We start from the raw sequence: 15997 nt of genomic DNA, 5'->3' as shown, positions 1-15997 counted from the left end.
CCTCCATTCGGTTGAGGAGGCAATATGGTGAATAAGCCCTCAGAGGCAAGAGCGTTACTGGTCTTCGGCACGATAGCACTAGGCGATCTGCTGCCTTCTCTGCCTGCGGCCAGTCAGTGCGCGAAGCCCCTTCGTCATTGGCTTCTCGACCAGAACGTAGGTCAGACAGCCCGCCGTCACCACCGCAGCCATGGCGAACGGACGATAGATTAGTTGCTGAGCAATCGGCGAGAGCGGGATGCGCGACAGCACGAAACCACAGGCGGACAGCACGATCGTGTGGGTCATGTAGATCGAATAGGAGGCGTTACCGAGAAAATGCATGATCCGGCTGTGACGCAGGGCACCCGCGCGCTCAAGATACATGCTGCCGCAAACGATCATGGCGGCGGGAATACCCCAGATGACGGTGCGATCGACATCCTGGACATAAGGCTCGAATGCGGCTGAAAGCACCAGCCCTGCAAGGCCACCGGCAACCAGCAGTGCCGAGTGCAGGATGCCGATCCGCCCTGTAGTCCTGTAGCCTGCCGCGATCACCAGGCCGAACAGGAACTCAAGCAGATAGGGCTCCGTGTAGAACGACAAGGGCCCGGTCGGCCGCAGGATCGCTCCTGCGAGGACCAGCACCCCGAAGACAACGGCAACCGCTAGGATCCGCAGACGCACCGCAAACAAGAGCGCGACGCTGAACAGCAGGTAGAAAAACATCTCCGCATTGATCGTCCAGCCAGGCACGAAGACCGGGTAGAGATGTCCCCTCAGATCGGGATGTTCCCACGGAATGAACAGCAGCGACGCTGCAAGGTGCGGTCCATCGAAGTGCCCGTTGTTCACCGCCCAGGGAAACGCGAACATGATGGTCGCGATGAACAGCGTGATCAGGATGTACATCGGCACGATGCGCACCGCTCGCTTTAGCAGAAAATCGCCCGGCGTCAGATCCCTGTCCACCGTCGAAAGCCACATCACCACGCCGGAAATGACAAAAAAGATGTCCACGCCCGAGCCGAAAACCTGCGGCGACCATCCGTGATAACCAAGGCGGATCAACGGTGCCTGATAGTGAACGATCACGACCATCAGCGCGGCAACGGCTCGCAGATACTGAATAGAACGAAGCTCGTTCGACATAAAACACAATCCTGATTGTTCAGCGCCGCAATGGCCAGAACGTCAGATTGTTCGCCTTCCCGTTTCAGGCAAGTGAAATTACACAACCAACGGGAAATGCCAGGTAGCATGGTAAATTCGACGACCAGCGCGGAATCCGGCGCGAGGTTCCGTCCTTTTCAGGCACACATCTGTCACGGCTTTTGAAACAGATTTGACAGCCACGACGCGTCCGTCTCCCCACCCGCCAGGTAGTCAAGAGCATAAACGACAAAGGCGCCCTAAGGCGCCTTGGACTTGTTCATTTTAAAAGGAAGCGCGTTGGTAGAAATGCGCTAAGTAATTGAATTTGGTGGGTGATCACGGGCTCGAACCGTGGACCCGCTGATTAAGAGTCAGCTGCTCTACCAACTGAGCTAATCACCCACTTGACCGCTCCAGCGGTCTGACGGGGCGTATAAAGACGTTCTCCGACCTTGTCTATACCGCATCGGAAAAAATCTGCGTCCGGGCGCAAATTTCTTCCGCAGCGCAAAACGAACGTCACAAATCCAGCGCTCCCGACGCGATACGAATGGCCTCTCCGCCAATGCGTGCGCCGGCGATTGCGCCACCCGCCACGTCGAGATGCAGATGGATATGAGAGGGGCGACCCATTTCGACACCCTGTTCGATCAGGTAGGGATGATGGCCGTCCATCAGCCCGTCGAAGAAATGGATCGCACCGGACATCGCCGCCACAGCGGCGCCCGTCGCCGGATCCTCCGCAATCCCCATATCGGGCGCGAACATGCGCGTGTGGAATTTCGCATTGTGGTTCACGCCACCGCGGCAATAGAGATAGGCCGCAGCGAGCCGTCCTTCCGCGAAGGGAACGCAACGCTCCCACAGTGCAGGATCGAACTCCACGGCCCCGGCCGCAGCCAGATCGTGCACGGGGATCATGACGAAGGCGACGCCGGCGCTCCAGAGCGAGGGCACGTGGTTTTCGAAACCGATTTGCCCGGGCTTGAGGCTGAATGCATCGGCAAGGGCCTGCCTGTCGAGAGCAGCCTCGATCTGCGCGGATTTGCGCGGCAGGTCGAATTCGGCGAAGGCCGCCTTGCCGCCGCCGAGCCGTACCGCACAGCGCACCGGCCCGACATTCTCCTCCAGCACGCAGACCTGATCACGCTGTTCAGCGGTCGTCCCGACCGATTCGGCGATGGCGACGGCCGCGCCGACCGTCGGATGGCCGGCGAACGGCAGTTCGCGGCCCGGCGTGAAGATGCGCAGCCGCGCCGTATGCGCCGGGTTTTCCGCCGTCTTCACGAACACCGTTTCGGAAAGATTGAACTCGCCGGCAATGCGCTGCATCGTGCCGTCGTCCAGATCGTCGGCGTCGAAGACAACCGCAAGCGGATTGCCGGCAAGGCGTGTATCGGTAAAGACGTCGTAAAGGGCGTAGCGACGGGACAAGGCGTTCTCCCTGTTCATTTTTTGCCTGAAGACATAGGCCCAAACCTGCCCGAGCTTCCGATTGCGGGCAAGCGGAAATGATGCCGCCGCCCGTCAGACATCGAGCGTCATGACGACAGGGCAATGATCGGATGCCTTGGGACGGTCCCAGCCAACACGCGGATAACGCTCCACCTCCTGCCCCGGCGGAAACAGCGTGCGGAACGGCTGGCCGGCCCGGATGATCTCCGGCACGCGATGGGCGTTGCGCTCGGCAAGCGACGGCGAAAGCCAGATATAATCGAGCTGGCAGAGATGGCGCTCTTCCGGTCCCCGGCTGTGATAGAGCGTCCAGCGATCATCGACAGGGCGTCGCAACATGGGATTTACAGCGAAACCATCCACGGTGAACGTGTCGAGTGCGCTGAGCGGTTCCTTTTGCGGGATAAAGCTGTAGCCGCTGCGCCGGTCACCCTCAATGGAGAGCTTTTCCTGATAATCGTTCATGTCGCCGCAAATGGCGAAGGCCTTGTCAGCGGTTTTGCCGACGCCGAAGCGGTCCTCGATGATGCGGCGCACGGCCCGCGCCTCGGCGATCCTGACCGGCATGGTCGATTGCCGGCCATCCATGCCGTCACGCCCCGGCCCCATCGACTTGAAATGCACGACGTAAAGCGTCAGCGGACGCCCGCCGATACGCAGGTCAAGTTCCAGGCAGTCGCGCTTGAAGACCCTGTCGTCGGGATTGAAGCCTGCGGCGGGATCGGCCGTGTGCAGATCGAAATCGCGATAGGTGACGCCGGCATGGCTGCGGACGTTCACACATTCGATACGCTGCCCGTCACGCGTTTCCTCCCGCATCAGGACACAGACGTCGATCCCGCGGCTGTCATTGCCTTCGATAAGGTATTTCTGCCGGTAGCCGTTACCCACCATGCGGAACAAATAGCCGTATTCGAAGGCCTGCAGCGCGGCCATGTTGTCAATTTCCTGCAGGCAGAGGATGTCGGCATCAGCATCCGCGATGGCCAGTGCCGAATGCTGGCGCGCATCGTCGGTGAGCGCGATGGTGCGCGCCTCCTCCAGCCGCTGGTATTCGGCCTCGTTGCGGATGTCGAACAGCCGCAGGACGCGATCCTGCCGGACCTGATTGCGGAAGCCGGTATAATCAAAGCGTGTGAGGAGATTCTCGATATTGAAGGTGGCGAGGCGGAGCGACATGGGGTCCTTTCGGCAATGCCGGCGGAGTGTAACCGCCTGAACGGCAATGGAAAGTGTCTTTTCGCTCCCTTGCACAGTCGTCACGCGCCCGGCGCTGACGGCTAGAGCGTCGTCAGAAGCAGACTGGTTTCCGATTTCGAAACCCCGTCCATGGCCCGGATGCCGCGCAGCACGCGCTCGAAGGCGACAAGGTTTTCCGCGCGAAGGTCCGCGACGAGGTCCCACGCGCCATTGGTGGTGTGCAGGGCATGCACTTCCGGGATACCACGCAGAGCCTTGATGACGGCAAGCGTCTTCTGCCCGGTGATCTCGATCATCATGACGGCGCGCACCGCGTGCGGATCGTCCGCCTCAGATACCCGCACCGTGAAGCCGGAGATGACGCCGGCACGCGTCAGCCGGTCGATGCGGTTCTGTACCGTGCCACGGGAGACATCAAGTGACGCGGCCAGCGCCGACAGCGATGCGCGGCCATCCTTGCGCAGGAGGGCGAGAAGCTTCTGATCGATACTATCCATGTGCACTCTGACGAAATGACAATCCTTGATGCCAGAATGGCAGAAATTCGCACAATTCATACAAGGATTTGGCGTTTTGCCTGCCACTGTCCTGGGCTAGCGTTCTGGCGATTTCAACCGTTGGCGACAGGCACTCCGATGACGACCGATACCGCTGTTCAGTCTGCTGCCCGGCGCGCACGGGATCTTTCGCTGCAAATGACGCGCTGGCCGAGTGTGACGGGCTCGCCCGACGAGGCAGCCTTTTGCGAGCGCCTGCGCGCGCATCTGGCCGACACGCCCTATTTCAGGCGCTACCCGGATCAGCTTTTCACCGTCGACAGCCACGGAGAACCGATGACCCGCACCGTCGTGGCGCTGGCGCGTGGCAGCGGCCGACGCACCGTGGTGCTGGCCGGGCATTTCGATACGGTCTCCATCGCACACTACGGGGCGCTGGCAGCGCTTGGCTGTGATCCGGAACCCCTTACACAAGCGCTCATCGCCGAATTGCGCGGCCGCCGTCGCAACCGCGCCGAGGAGAAAGCGCTCACAGATTTCGAAAGCGGCGACTTCATCGCCGGGCGCGGGCTTCTCGACATGAAGAGCGGGCTGGCTGCCGGTATTGCTGCACTCGAGCGCTTCGTGGCGATGGAAGCGCCTCAGGGCAACATCCTGTTCGTCGCAACGCCCGATGAGGAAAACCGCTCGCGCGGCATGCGCAGCCTGCGCAATGCCCTGCCAGCCATCGCGCGTCGCTTCGACCTCGATATCGTCGCCGGCATCAACCTCGATGCGTCCAGTTGTGAGCTTGATGGGGAAGAAGGCCGCGCGGTCTATCTGGGCTCTGTCGGCAAGTTTGCGCCCTTCGCCTTCGTCATCGGCCGGCCGACCCATGCCGGCTATCCCTTCGACGGCACAAGCGCCTCCCGTATCGGCGCCGAGATCGTGCGTGCTATGGACACCGTGCCGGAGCTAAGCGACGAGGCTTTCGGCGAACGCGCCCCGCCACCGGTCTGCCTTGAGGCGCGCGACGTGAGGGACGGCTACGACGTCACGACACCGGATCGTGTCTGGCTCTCCTTCAACTGGCTGACCCACCGCCGCCGCGCCGCGAACATAATGGATGATTTCCGTGCGATCGTGGCCGGGGCGCTCCACACGGCGCTTGAAACGCAGGACGCGCATCACGCGCGTTTCCGTGGTGGCCCGGTCGCGAAGACGCACGGCGTGGTGCTGACCTATGCGGAGCTTATAGCGCGGCTAAAAGCGCAGGGCGGCGATGCACTGGCACGACTGGAAGCCCTTGACCGCTCGCTTTCAGGCGGCAACGATCCCCTCAAGGTAAGCCGAGAGATCGTCGCAGCCGCGGCGGCGGAAGCGGGCATCGAGGGCCCGGCGGTCATCATCGGCTTTGGCAGCCTGCATTATCCGCTGGTTCACCTGGATCAGACGGGAGACATCGGCCACACCATGCAGAGCCGCCTGCAGTCCGTGATGGCAGACACCGCAAAGCAGCACGGTACGTCGATCAAGTTCAAGCAGATCTTCGCCGGCATTTCTGACATGAGTTTCTTCGGCCATCGGCCGGACACCGGCGAGACCGGAATCCTTGCCGCCAATACCCCGTCAGCGGCCTTCACCGACGTGGCACCTGAGGGTTTGCTGTCCTTTCCGACCGTCAATATCGGACCATGGGGACGCGACTACCATCAGAAATGGGAGCGCGTGCATGCGCCCTATACGTTCGGGGTGCTTCCGGATCTGGTGTTCGAAGCGGCGCTGGCATGCATGGCCGAGTAGCAGGAAATAGCCCCTTATCCGGCCTGCCGGCCACCTTTCCCTGCAAGCGCGGCGAAGGGATAAGCCGCACCGCATACCTTAAATAACAGCTATTCGCAGGGCCTTGTGCCCTCTCCCGCTCACCGGGAGAGGTTAGGGCGAGAGGCAAGCAACTGCCCGATCAATCAAGCTGCCAGCCGCTCCGCGCTCAGCAGGCGCCCGAGGCGGGAGATGCCCTCCTCGATCGTCGCGGCGTCGGCGCAGGAGAAGCTGAGACGCAGCGTGTTGGCGCCGCTGCCATCGGCGTGGAACGCCTGACCGGGCACGAAGGCGACCTTCTCGGTCTCGATGGAGCGTGCGAGCAGCGTCGTGCCGTCCATGCCGGCCGGCAGCGTGACCCAGATGAACATGCCGCCCTCCGGCTTGGTCCAGCTCACGCCTTCCGGCATATACCTCTGGAGTGCCGCCAGCATGGCGTCACGGCGCGCACTGTAGGCGGCTTTGATCTTCGCGACCTGCGCGTCGAAGCCGCGCTCGGCGACATGGGCGATGGCCATCTGGTTGATGGTCGAGGAATGCAGGTCGGCCGCCTGCTTCATCAGCACCAGCTTGCGGATGACAGGCGCGGCCGCGACGATGTAACCAACACGCAGGCCAGGCGCGAGCGTCTTGGAGAAGCTGCCGCAATAGATGGTTCGCGTGGCGTCGATATCGCCCTTTTCGGCGATTTCCAACGCCAGGATCGGCGGAACGGCCTCACCGTCATACCGCAGCGACTGGTAGGCGGCATCCTCGATGACGGGGATATCCAGCTCCACCGCCAGCGACAGCAGCTTTTCGCGACCCGCGCGATCGACGGTTTCGCCGGTCGGATTGGCGAAATCGGCGGAGAGATAGGCGAATTTGACACGGCCACCAGCTTCCGTCGCCGTCGCGCGATAAGCCTCCGGCGTGCGGTTACCCGAAAGGTTCAGCCGGTCATAGGTCGGCTCATAGGCGTTGAAGGCTTGCAGCGCGCCCAGATAGGTCGGCCATGTGACAAGGGCTGTATCCTTCGGAGACAGGAAAAGCTTGCCGAGATAATCGAGACCCTGCTGCGAGCCAGAGACGATGAAGACATTGTCGGCGGTGCACGGAATGCCGATCTTGCCCATCTCGCCGGCAAGCCAGTCACGCAGCGGCTTGTAACCTTCACTAACGGAATATTGCAGGCCGGCCGCGGCGTTCTCGCCCGCCAGCACATCCGCATAGGCGGCGGCGAACGCCTCTCTGGGAAACAGCGCCGGATCCGGAATGCCGCCGGCGAAGGAGATGATATCGGGACGCTCCAGCAGCTTCAGCAATTCACGGATTTCGGATGCCTTCATACGCGACGCGCGCGTCGCGAAGGCTTGTTCCCATTTGAACATGGATGTTTCCTCGGGCTTGTTGTTTGAACGCACCTCATCATGGCGCTGTTTTTATGTCAATAATACTGACCTAATTTTTAGCACCAAAAAGACGTTCACGGCCCGAAACCATGCGTAATGTCATCGCCGGCAAGCACCGCCGAAATACCGCGACCCGCGCCGCAGCGTTCAGGTCGTTCGGTCGCCGTAAAGACTGAGCAGGACAAGCATCGCTATACTGCCCAGGATAAAAAGATCGAACCAGGCGAAGTATTGGATAATCGTGGTCATCGCACCATCCTCCTGATAGCCGAACGAAACACTGGTGTATTTTGTTCCCGCCGGAGGATTTTCGCAAGCATATTACTTGCTGCGTCGCAATATAGAGAATAGCTGCGCCGCATTATTTTGATAACGCTTAAATAAAAGACCGGGCGGAAAACCGCCCGGTCGATCGCCTGGCGCAGGGTGCCGGGCGATTACTTGGCCGGAGCCAAGCCTTTAGTTGACGGTCTTGTCGACCAGCTTGTTCTTGCCGATCCAGGGCATCATGCCGCGCAGCTTGGCGCCGACTTCCTCGATCTGGTGGGCGTCGTTGTTGCGACGGATGCCCTTGAAGCGGGCGCCGCCGGCCTTCCATTCCTGCATCCAGTCCGAGGTGAACTTGCCGGTCTGGATGTCCTTGAGGACGCGCTTCATCTCAGCCTTGGTCTCTTCCGTGATGATGCGCGGGCCCGTGACGTATTCGCCCCACTCGGCCGTGTTCGAGATCGAGTAGTTCATGTTGGCGATGCCGCCTTCATAGATCAGGTCGACGATGAGCTTCACTTCGTGCAGGCACTCGAAGTAAGCCATTTCCGGCGCGTAGCCGCCCTCGACCAGCGTTTCGAAGCCGGCGCGGATCAGCTCGACGAGACCGCCGCACAGAACGACCTGTTCGCCGAAGAGGTCGGTTTCGCACTCTTCCTTGAAGTTGGTCTCGATGATGCCCGAACGGCCACCGCCGACGCCGCAGGCGTAGGACAGTGCGAGGTCAAGCGCGTTGCCGGAAGCGTTCTGGTGAACGGCAACGAGGCAGGGAACGCCGCCGCCCTTCTGGTATTCGCCGCGAACCGTGTGGCCCGGGCCTTTCGGCGCGATCATGACGACGTCGAGCGAAGCCTTGGGCTCGATGAGGCCGAAATGCACGTTTAGGCCGTGGGCGAAGGCGATGGCGGCACCGTCGCGGATGTTGCCGGCGATGTCGGCCTTGTAGATGTCGGCCTGGAGTTCGTCCGGCGTCGCCATCATCAGAAGGTCGGCCCACTTGGCGGCTTCGGCGACGGTCATGACCTTGAAGCCGTCGGCTTCGGCCTTCTTGACGGTCGGCGAGCCGGCCTTGAGCGCGATGACGACGTTCTTGGCGCCGGAATCCTTCAGGTTGAGGGCGTGAGCACGGCCCTGCGAGCCATAGCCTACGATGGCGACATTCTTCGCCTTGATGAGGTTGAGATCGGCATCACGATCGTAATAGACGCGCATCGATGGTTCCTTCCCTTGCTTGTCTGTTTGAACTGGACCGGCGGTTTCCTGCCGGCTTTACCGTTTCGCGCCGTGAAGCGTCAGGAAGGCATCAACCGCCTTCTCCGCGCGTGGCGAGAATTCTTTTCTGAGTGCGGCGGCATCCTCGCCCAGCAACATGCGCAGATGCATGTCGGAGACGATGAGACCGTAGAGCGTGCCGTATGCCTCGTCCGCCCGGTCGAATGCAAGCAGCTTCGCCTTGCGCCCGGCCTCAAGCAGCGCTGCGGCGCGCTTGCCGATCTGGCGCCGGCCACGCTCCTGCAACAGCCGGCCGAGCCCGGCGCCCTCTCGGCTCGCCTGGCCGATGGCAAGCCGGTTCAGCGCCAGCGACACGTCGCCCGACAGGACATCGATGAGATCGACGGCGAAGGCCACGAGGTGCGCGCGCAGCGTCTCGGCCGTCAGCGCACCGGCACTCGCCTCCACCGTACGCACTTTGCCTGCCTGGTAGGTGATCATCGCGGCGATGAGCCCATCGCGATCGCCGAACCACTTGTAGAGGCTTTCCTTGGAACAGTTCGCCGCGCGGGCGACACCGGCAGTCGTCAGCGCCCGCTCGCCGCCCTCGACGAGCAGGCCGAGCGCACGCTCAAGCACCGCGCCCTGACGTTCCGTCAGTCCCGCGGCGGCTGCACCTGCCCTGCCCTGTTCTATCGCCTGCACGTTCATCACCTGTCGAAATTATGCGTACCGTACGGTACGGTTCGCATCTTCTAACGATATGCGCGTTTCCGGTCAATCGTCTTCTGTGCGTTGAAAGTGATCAGTTATCAGCGACATGCAGAGAGTCGCGCCATTTCCTGCGCTGCGACACACAAAACACGCCGCAACGCACAACGCCGCAAAAAATATTCTTCCCGCTATCCTGCTGTTTAGAAACAGAACTCTGCCAGACACCTCCGGATGACCGGCGATGCACAATATTTTTCGCTTCCCAATCGATTTCCGCTTGTTAAGATTTGTGAGGCCTGCGGTGCAGCACACCGATGCGCAATGTGTCGGCACGCCTCGCCCCGGGTACTCAGTCAGGAGTACGAAGCAAAACGCCCTTACGCCAAGGAGACAGAGAATGATGAATTTCCTGCCAGACCTGCACGAAGGACATGCTCCCATAACCCTGCAACAACTGTTCGGTGACGCCCTGGAAGCCTTCGATTCCTGGGAAGATGAACGTGCCGAACCCACCGTGATCTACGAGGATCAGCTCCTCCCGATCGGCATCGTTTTCGAAAACATGCGTGATTGCACTGATATCCTCCCGCGCACGCTGGTCGACATCGTCGCAACGGCCTTCGCCCACGACCCGACGGCATCCGAAACGGAGATCGTCACGTTCGGCGACGCCGCCCGCCTCGCCGCCGTCAGCGTCGCGCAACGCAGGCTCTATGGGGAAACCGCCATCGCGGCTTTTCTGAACCAGCACCGCGTCGACAAGCGGCGCCCCGCCTGATTCCGGACAGGCCCCGTCATCAGCGGGGCCTGCTCTCTTCGGGAACAAAATTCGCTGCGCAAAACGAATGGCCAGATGCGCAACGGCGCGTCTTGACCGCTTGCGGCGAAGCACTTATTTCTCCCGCATCGAGATTTGAACGTTGTCTTCTGCTTTTGCCGGCTCTGCCTGCAGCTTCACGAACTTCCCCTTCAAATTCGACCACCCAAGGCCGCCTCCCGGCGGCCGAAGATTGATTTGACGGCTAGGAAAGGTTTCGTCATGGCAACTGGCACTGTAAAGTGGTTCAACACGACCAAGGGCTACGGCTTCATTCAGCAGGACAGCGGTGAACCGGACGTTTTCGTCCACATCTCCGCTGTACAGCGCGCTGGCCTCGTTGGCCTGGACGAAGGTCAAAAGGTCAGCTTCGAGCTGGTCCGCGACCGCAAGTCCGGCAAGATGTCGGCCGATCAGCTCGCAGCAGCCTGATCCGCGATTGAATTGACAGATGGGAAAGGCCGGTTTCGACCGGCCTTTTTCTTTGGGCTACTGCGCGTGCTCGACGGGTAGCCTCGCCCCGGATTTCAACACCTCCATGGATATGGAGGCCGACACGTCGAAAAGCTCGACCCGCCGCACGATGCGCTTGTAGACGACGTCATAATGCTCGACGCGCGGCAGCACCACTTTCAGGATATAATCGTAATTCCCGGTCAGCCGGTGCGCCTCGACCACCTCAGGTATATCGGCAATCGCCCGCGCAAACAGTTCGATCCAGTCATCGGAATGATGCGCCGTCTTGATGAGGGCGAAGACCGTCGTCGGCACGCCCATCTTCTCGCGGTCCAGCAGCGCGATCCGCCCCGCAATATGGCCGCTCTCCTCCAGCCGCTGGATGCGCCGGGCACAGGCCGACAGCGAGAGGCTCACCTTCTCGGCGAGCACCGCCACCGACGCGCCCGCATCCTCCTGAAGCAAGGCCAGCAATTTCCGGTCACGATCGTCAAGCACGCGCGGATTCCTCGATACAATCAATCTGAGCGCAAATTATTCGCGTAATATTCGATCTACGCAAGAGGAAGATGCCGCAAAGACCGAATAACCGCTGCAACTTTGCAAACAATCTCCGCGCGTCTGGCCTCAGTCTGAAGACAACGGGAAAGTGACGAGGAAACGACCATGAAAACCATCGGCCTTATAGGCGGCATGAGCTTCGAAAGCACAGCGGTCTATTATCGCATGATCAACGAGGCCGTGCGCGCGCGGCGCGGCGGCCTGCATTCCGCCGAGGTCATCGTGCACTCCGTCGATTTCCAGTCCATCGTCGATTTACAGAAATCCGGGCGCTGGGACGCAGCCGGCGCGCACCTCGGCGCGGTGGCGCAGGGGCTGGAAAAGGCCGGCGCGGACTGTGTGCTGATCTGCACGAACACGATGCATCTCGTGGCCGACGCGGTCCAGAGCGCGGTGAAGGCTCCTCTCCTCAACATCATCGACGAAACCGCCCGCAGCATTCTCGCCGCCGGCAAGCGTCGTCCTCTGTTGCTCGCGACGCGTTACACGATGGAACACGGCTTCTATGCCGACCGTATGAAGATGACGGGCCTCGACGTCATGGTGCCCGACGAGGCGGGGCGCACGCTGGTTCATGACGTGATCTTCGACGAATTGTGCCAGGGCAAGGTGCTGGAAAGCTCCCATGCGCGCATGCTCGCGCTGATCGAAACTGCCCGCCTTCACGGTGCCGACTGTGTCATCCTCGGCTGCACGGAGATCTGCATGCTGCTCGATCCCGATGCTCTGCCGCTGCCGGGTTTCGATTCGACCGCCATCCACGCGAAGGCCGCCGTCGATTTCGCTCTCGGCTCAGACGTTGCCAGCCGGGCGGCCTGACGACTAGGCTTCGCGGAGCGCCGCCTCCAGCCAGCGGCATTCCTGCAAGCCGGCCCGAGCGAACGGGTCGGCGAGCGTGCCGGAGACGATGGATGCCAGAAGCTGCGGGGCCGGCGGGATCTTTGCGACGGTCGCGACCAGCCGATCGCGCAGCCAGGCGATTGCCCGCGAATCCGACTGATAAAACGGCGTGAAGACATAGGATAGCAACTGAAAGAGCCGCACGTGATTGCGACGCGCCGCAGCGTAGGATGCGAGCGCTTCCTCGACGCTGCGGGCCGATGACAGCGCATGCGCGAGTGCGGCCGCGTCGAGCAGCGCCATGTTCGCGCCCTGCCCGAGTTGCGGGCTGGTGGAATGCGCGCTGTCGCCGATGAAGACGATGCCGTCGGCATGCGGCGGAAGCGCCGTGCGATGGGCGTAGCGCGCCAGCGTCAGCTGATCCCAGTCCGTGATCTGGTCGAGGAACGGCACCGTTTGCGGCCAGTAGTTGGCAATGCCCGCCTTCCAGCGCGCAAGCCCGGCCTGTCTTATGGCATCGGCATCAGCAATCTTGAGGCTCCAGAAAAAGGCGACCTTGCTGCCTTCCGCCCGATGTGCACGGCCGACCGGCAGCACGCCGATCATCACTTTCGCCGCATCGTAGCGTTGCGTCAGCGCGCGCGGGTCATGGTCGATCCCGTCGCAATCGAGCGTCGCCCAGAACGCGCCCCATGGCAGTTCGCGGATTGCGGGCGCGACGACGGACGCCGCCACAAGCTGCGAACGCGCGCCCGTCGCATCGATCACCAGATCATAATCGCCGACGATCTCGCCATCCATGTCGTGCAGCACCGTGCGCGCCTGCCGCGTCTCGGCCTTCGCGAGCGCGGTGCCGGTGCGAACCGCAATTCGTTCCGCCACCACGGCGTCGTGCAGGGTCGAGAACAAAGCAGCGCGATGCACGGCAAGACCGTAACGCCCGCCGGAAAGCGCATCATAACGAACGTCGAGCACGGTGCGGCCACTGCGCGCATCGGCACCGTGCAGCCGCTCGATCCGGTTTCCGAGACTATGGATCGCTGTGGACAGGCCGAGCGCGTCGAGCACCGTCAGTCCTGTCGGTTGCATCAAAAGGCCTGAACCGACTGGGGATGGCTGCTCGAAACGTTCGATGATTTCGACCCGGTGGCCGGCACGCGCCAGAAAGAGTGCAGCGGCAAGCCCCGCAGGCCCCGCTCCGGGAATACCGATATCCAATGGCTTCATGCTTTCCCCGCCGAGACCTCAGTTCTGTTCAGCGTCGTAGACCGATCGCGCGGCGCGGATCGCGCCGTGGTTCTCCGTCGACCAGTGCACCAGGGAACGCAGAAGTGCAAGAAAGGAGTGCCCGAGCGGCGTGAGCGCATATTCGACGCTCGGCGGCTGCGTGGGATAGACGGTGCGCGTGATGTAGCCGTCGCGCTGGAGGTCGCGCAGCGTCTGGGTCAGCATGCGTTGCGAGATATCGGGAATTAAGCGGCGCAACTGCGAGAAACGGCGCGGACCGTCGGCAAGGCCAAGAATCATCAGCGAGGTCCACTTGCCGCCCACGCTGTCCAGCACGTCACGCACGGGACAGTCGCTCATCGACATTGCGACACCGTCGATGAGAATGACGCGTTCGCCGTCGGCGCGGTCGATCATCTTGTTCATGGCAGGTTCCCTCCAGGTAACCACGGCAGGAAAAACTGCCTCCTTTACTTATCCTAGCATATCACCAAATTAGAGATAGTCTCAATTTGAGACCTTATTCCATCGGGTCAGCAGGCGCTTTGCCTTCCCCCACGATATCGAGAGAAAGGCAAAGTCCATGTCCGAAACCATCCTCATCACCGGCGCATCGGGCCATCTGGGCCGGCTGGTGCTCGACACGCTTCTGGCCTCCGGCAAGGTGGCGCCGGCAAACCTCATCGCGACCAGCCGCGATACCGCAAAGCTGAGTGAATATGCCGCCCGCGGCGTCACCGTGCGTGCCGCCGATTTCGACGATCCGGCATCGCTCGACGCAGCCTTCGCGGGCGCCGGCAAGGTCCTCATCATTTCCACCGACGCGCTTGACAAGCCGGGCCGGCGCCTCGCCCAGCATGAGGCGGCCGTCGCCGCTGCGAAGAAGGCCGGCGCAAAGCACATCCTCTACACGTCCATGCCGCAGCCGGACGATTCGCTTGTGACCTTCGCGCCCGATCATCTCGGCACCGAAAAGGCCATCAAGGCGACGGGCATCCCCTACACGATCCTGCGCGATGGCTGGTATGCGGAAAATCTCTTCATGTCGCTGCCGCACGCGCTGCAGACCGGTTCCTGGTACACATCGACCGGCCAGGGCAGGATCGCCCATATCACGCGCGCGGATACGGCAGCGTGCCTTGCCGGCGCGATCCTGAAGGCAGGCTCGGAAAGCACGACCTACACGCTGACAGGCCCGAAGGGCCGCACGGCGGATGAAATCGCCGCCGTCGTCTCGGCCGCCACGGGCAAGCCCCTGAATGTCGTCCATGTCACGGATGAGCAGCTTGCCGAGGGCCTGAAGGGTGCCGGCCTGCCCGAGGCCGTCATCCCGACCGTCGTATCCTTCGACGCCAACACGCGCGAAGGCAAGATCGCGATGGTGACGACGGACGCAGAAACCCTGTCCGGTCGTCCCCTCACCACGCTCGAGGATTTCGTTGCCGCCAACAAGGCAGCTCTGCTCGGCTGACAATCAGGATGCGGCGTACCGTCGGGCGCGCCGCATCGCCTCAGACATCCTGCCCGCAGGCGCGGCAGAAGCGGCGTACGGTCTCGGTCATGCCATATTGCAGCGCATCGGCCGTCAGGCCGTGGCCGATCGAGACCTCTGCAAGGCGCGGTATCCGGGCAACGAGCGGCGGCAGGTTGGCGACCGTCAGGTCGTGACCTGCATTGACGCCGAGGCCGAGATCGAAGGCGATATCCGCGGTCTCGCCGAGAGTTTTCAGAATGCGCTCGCCCTCCGCAAGATTGTCGTAGCAACCGCCATAGGGGCCGGTATAGAGCTCGATCCTGTCGGCGCCGACCTCCCTTGCAATGGTCAGCGCCTCGCGGTCAGGATCGCCATCGGCGAAGACCGAGACGCGAAGGCCAAGCTTCTTCAGGCGGCCGATGATATTGCCCAGCAGATTGTGGCTCTTGCGGAAGTCCCAGCCATGGTCCGAAGTCGCCTGTGAGGGATCATCGGGCACCAGCGTCACCTGCTCGGGGCGATGCTCCTCCACGAGCCGCATGAAGTTTTCTTCGGGGAAACCCTCGATATTGAATTCTGCGCCCGCAGCCGCGTTGTCGATCAACGCACGGAGCGGCGCCAGATCGCTGAAACGTACATGCCGCTGGTCAGGCCGGGGATGCACCGTCAGCCCGCTCGCGCCTGCCTCGAGCGCGATCCGGCCGAGATCGGTGACGCTCGGCCAGGGCAGGTCCCGGCGGTTGCGCAGCATGGCGATTGCGTTCAGATTGACCGACAGTTTTGCAGGCATAGCGACATGGTCTCCCTTTCAAAAGAAAGGTCTAGCCGGTTGTTTCCACAAGAGCAATCACCCGCAACCCGCTCGTTGGCGGTGCTTGCGACTCATCTGTATACAGTGCGCGCAGCCCCCTTGCCGCACCTTGGGAATCACCGGTAAAGTACCCCTGAA

16 protein-coding genes and 1 tRNA gene are annotated in these 15997 nt (G+C 62.0%); 5 read left to right on the top strand and 12 right to left on the bottom strand.

What is annotated here, in order from left to right:
* Window positions 1-78 precede the first annotated feature (78 nt).
* From MKI86_RS05985 to MKI86_RS05965, 5 genes are all read right to left on the bottom strand, one after another.
* The gene (locus MKI86_RS05985; RefSeq protein ID WP_241598621.1) at window positions 79-1134 is read right to left on the bottom strand and encodes an acyltransferase family protein; all 1056 of its coding nucleotides are present in this window, start codon (window positions 1132-1134) and stop codon (window positions 79-81) included.
* A gap of 329 nt (window positions 1135-1463) precedes the next feature.
* A tRNA-Lys gene (locus MKI86_RS05980) sits at window positions 1464-1539 on the bottom strand.
* 117 nt (window positions 1540-1656) lie between these two features.
* The gene (locus MKI86_RS05975; protein WP_370879897.1) at window positions 1657-2589 is read right to left on the bottom strand and encodes a PhzF family phenazine biosynthesis protein; all 933 of its coding nucleotides are present in this window, start codon (window positions 2587-2589) and stop codon (window positions 1657-1659) included.
* A 75-nt stretch (window positions 2590-2664) separates the two neighbouring features.
* On the bottom strand, window positions 2665-3771 hold the full coding sequence (locus MKI86_RS05970) for an endonuclease/exonuclease/phosphatase family protein (protein ID WP_241598616.1): 1107 nt from the start codon (window positions 3769-3771) through the stop codon (window positions 2665-2667).
* Window positions 3772-3872: 101 nt separating this feature from the next.
* Window positions 3873-4289: an Lrp/AsnC family transcriptional regulator gene (locus tag MKI86_RS05965; protein ID WP_241598611.1), complete on the bottom strand. Its 417-nt coding sequence runs from the start codon at window positions 4287-4289 to the stop codon at window positions 3873-3875.
* Window positions 4290-4427: 138 nt separating this feature from the next.
* On the opposite strand from MKI86_RS05965, the gene MKI86_RS05960 reads away from it, so the two are divergent.
* Window positions 4428-6071 (top strand): M20/M25/M40 family metallo-hydrolase, encoded by a 1644-nt coding sequence (locus MKI86_RS05960; RefSeq protein ID WP_241598609.1) that lies wholly within the window; start codon window positions 4428-4430, stop codon window positions 6069-6071.
* A gap of 164 nt (window positions 6072-6235) precedes the next feature.
* On the opposite strand, the gene MKI86_RS05955 is transcribed toward MKI86_RS05960, so the two are convergent.
* The 3 genes from MKI86_RS05955 to MKI86_RS05945 form a co-directional block, all read right to left on the bottom strand.
* Window positions 6236-7459 (bottom strand): aminotransferase-like domain-containing protein, encoded by a 1224-nt coding sequence (locus tag MKI86_RS05955; protein ID WP_241598607.1) that lies wholly within the window; start codon window positions 7457-7459, stop codon window positions 6236-6238.
* A gap of 480 nt (window positions 7460-7939) precedes the next feature.
* The gene (gene ilvC / locus MKI86_RS05950; RefSeq protein ID WP_241598605.1) at window positions 7940-8959 is read right to left on the bottom strand and encodes a ketol-acid reductoisomerase; all 1020 of its coding nucleotides are present in this window, start codon (window positions 8957-8959) and stop codon (window positions 7940-7942) included.
* Between the two features lie 57 nt (window positions 8960-9016).
* Window positions 9017-9670, bottom strand: coding sequence for a TetR/AcrR family transcriptional regulator (locus MKI86_RS05945; RefSeq protein WP_241598603.1), 654 nt, complete (start codon window positions 9668-9670; stop codon window positions 9017-9019).
* Window positions 9671-10070: 400 nt separating this feature from the next.
* Here MKI86_RS05945 and MKI86_RS05940 point away from each other — a divergent pair, with 400 nt between their 5' ends.
* Window positions 10071-10451, top strand: a complete 381-nt coding sequence (locus tag MKI86_RS05940) for a BRA0787 family protein (protein ID WP_241598601.1) — start codon at window positions 10071-10073, stop codon at window positions 10449-10451.
* A 261-nt stretch (window positions 10452-10712) separates the two neighbouring features.
* Window positions 10713-10922, top strand: a complete 210-nt coding sequence (locus tag MKI86_RS05935; RefSeq protein WP_241598599.1) for a cold-shock protein — start codon at window positions 10713-10715, stop codon at window positions 10920-10922.
* A 57-nt stretch (window positions 10923-10979) separates the two neighbouring features.
* Here the strand turns inward: MKI86_RS05935 and MKI86_RS05930 are convergent, their stop codons facing one another.
* Window positions 10980-11444 (bottom strand): Lrp/AsnC family transcriptional regulator, encoded by a 465-nt coding sequence (locus MKI86_RS05930; RefSeq protein ID WP_241598597.1) that lies wholly within the window; start codon window positions 11442-11444, stop codon window positions 10980-10982.
* 168 nt (window positions 11445-11612) lie between these two features.
* On the opposite strand from MKI86_RS05930, the gene MKI86_RS05925 reads away from it, so the two are divergent.
* Window positions 11613-12326 (top strand): aspartate/glutamate racemase family protein, encoded by a 714-nt coding sequence (locus MKI86_RS05925; protein ID WP_241598595.1) that lies wholly within the window; start codon window positions 11613-11615, stop codon window positions 12324-12326.
* A gap of 3 nt (window positions 12327-12329) precedes the next feature.
* Here the strand turns inward: MKI86_RS05925 and MKI86_RS05920 are convergent, their stop codons facing one another.
* Window positions 12330-13574 (bottom strand): FAD-dependent oxidoreductase, encoded by a 1245-nt coding sequence (locus tag MKI86_RS05920; RefSeq protein WP_241598593.1) that lies wholly within the window; start codon window positions 13572-13574, stop codon window positions 12330-12332.
* A gap of 18 nt (window positions 13575-13592) precedes the next feature.
* The gene (locus tag MKI86_RS05915; RefSeq protein WP_241598591.1) at window positions 13593-14000 is read right to left on the bottom strand and encodes a winged helix-turn-helix transcriptional regulator; all 408 of its coding nucleotides are present in this window, start codon (window positions 13998-14000) and stop codon (window positions 13593-13595) included.
* Window positions 14001-14157: 157 nt separating this feature from the next.
* On the opposite strand from MKI86_RS05915, the gene MKI86_RS05910 reads away from it, so the two are divergent.
* Complete coding sequence (locus MKI86_RS05910) at window positions 14158-15045, top strand: SDR family oxidoreductase (protein ID WP_241598589.1); 888 nt, start codon at window positions 14158-14160, stop codon at window positions 15043-15045.
* A 40-nt stretch (window positions 15046-15085) separates the two neighbouring features.
* Here MKI86_RS05910 and MKI86_RS05905 read toward each other — a convergent pair whose 3' ends face one another.
* Complete coding sequence (locus tag MKI86_RS05905) at window positions 15086-15838, bottom strand: pyridoxine 5'-phosphate synthase (RefSeq protein WP_241598587.1); 753 nt, start codon at window positions 15836-15838, stop codon at window positions 15086-15088.
* Window positions 15839-15997: the final 159 nt, after the last annotated feature.

The organism is Shinella sedimenti, from assembly GCF_022601905.1.
Classification (GTDB): domain Bacteria; phylum Pseudomonadota; class Alphaproteobacteria; order Rhizobiales; family Rhizobiaceae; genus Shinella; species Shinella sedimenti.
Note: the sequence above shows the minus strand (reverse complement) of the source record. Positions and strands in the feature narration are given on the sequence as shown.

Bases quoted from the DNA above. Each gene is read 5' to 3' on its own strand.
- MKI86_RS05945 (WP_241598603.1), bottom strand. From the start codon at position 9,670: ATGAACGTGCAGGCGATAGAACAGGGCAGGGCAGGTGCAGCCGCCGCG.
- MKI86_RS05940 (WP_241598601.1), top strand. From the start codon at position 10,071: ATGATGAATTTCCTGCCAGACCTGCACGAAGGACATGCTCCCATAACC.
- MKI86_RS05965 (WP_241598611.1), bottom strand. From the start codon at position 4,289: ATGGATAGTATCGATCAGAAGCTTCTCGCCCTCCTGCGCAAGGATGGC.
- ilvC (WP_241598605.1), bottom strand. From the start codon at position 8,959: ATGCGCGTCTATTACGATCGTGATGCCGATCTCAACCTCATCAAGGCG.
- MKI86_RS05935 (WP_241598599.1), top strand. From the start codon at position 10,713: ATGGCAACTGGCACTGTAAAGTGGTTCAACACGACCAAGGGCTACGGC.
- MKI86_RS05905 (WP_241598587.1), bottom strand. From the start codon at position 15,838: ATGCCTGCAAAACTGTCGGTCAATCTGAACGCAATCGCCATGCTGCGC.
- MKI86_RS05970 (WP_241598616.1), bottom strand. From the start codon at position 3,771: ATGTCGCTCCGCCTCGCCACCTTCAATATCGAGAATCTCCTCACACGC.
- MKI86_RS05925 (WP_241598595.1), top strand. From the start codon at position 11,613: ATGAAAACCATCGGCCTTATAGGCGGCATGAGCTTCGAAAGCACAGCG.
- MKI86_RS05985 (WP_241598621.1), bottom strand. From the start codon at position 1,134: ATGTCGAACGAGCTTCGTTCTATTCAGTATCTGCGAGCCGTTGCCGCG.
- MKI86_RS05975 (WP_370879897.1), bottom strand. From the start codon at position 2,589: ATGAACAGGGAGAACGCCTTGTCCCGTCGCTACGCCCTTTACGACGTC.
- MKI86_RS05920 (WP_241598593.1), bottom strand. From the start codon at position 13,574: ATGAAGCCATTGGATATCGGTATTCCCGGAGCGGGGCCTGCGGGGCTT.
- MKI86_RS05960 (WP_241598609.1), top strand. From the start codon at position 4,428: ATGACGACCGATACCGCTGTTCAGTCTGCTGCCCGGCGCGCACGGGAT.
- MKI86_RS05915 (WP_241598591.1), bottom strand. From the start codon at position 14,000: ATGAACAAGATGATCGACCGCGCCGACGGCGAACGCGTCATTCTCATC.
- MKI86_RS05910 (WP_241598589.1), top strand. From the start codon at position 14,158: ATGTCCGAAACCATCCTCATCACCGGCGCATCGGGCCATCTGGGCCGG.
- MKI86_RS05955 (WP_241598607.1), bottom strand. From the start codon at position 7,459: ATGTTCAAATGGGAACAAGCCTTCGCGACGCGCGCGTCGCGTATGAAG.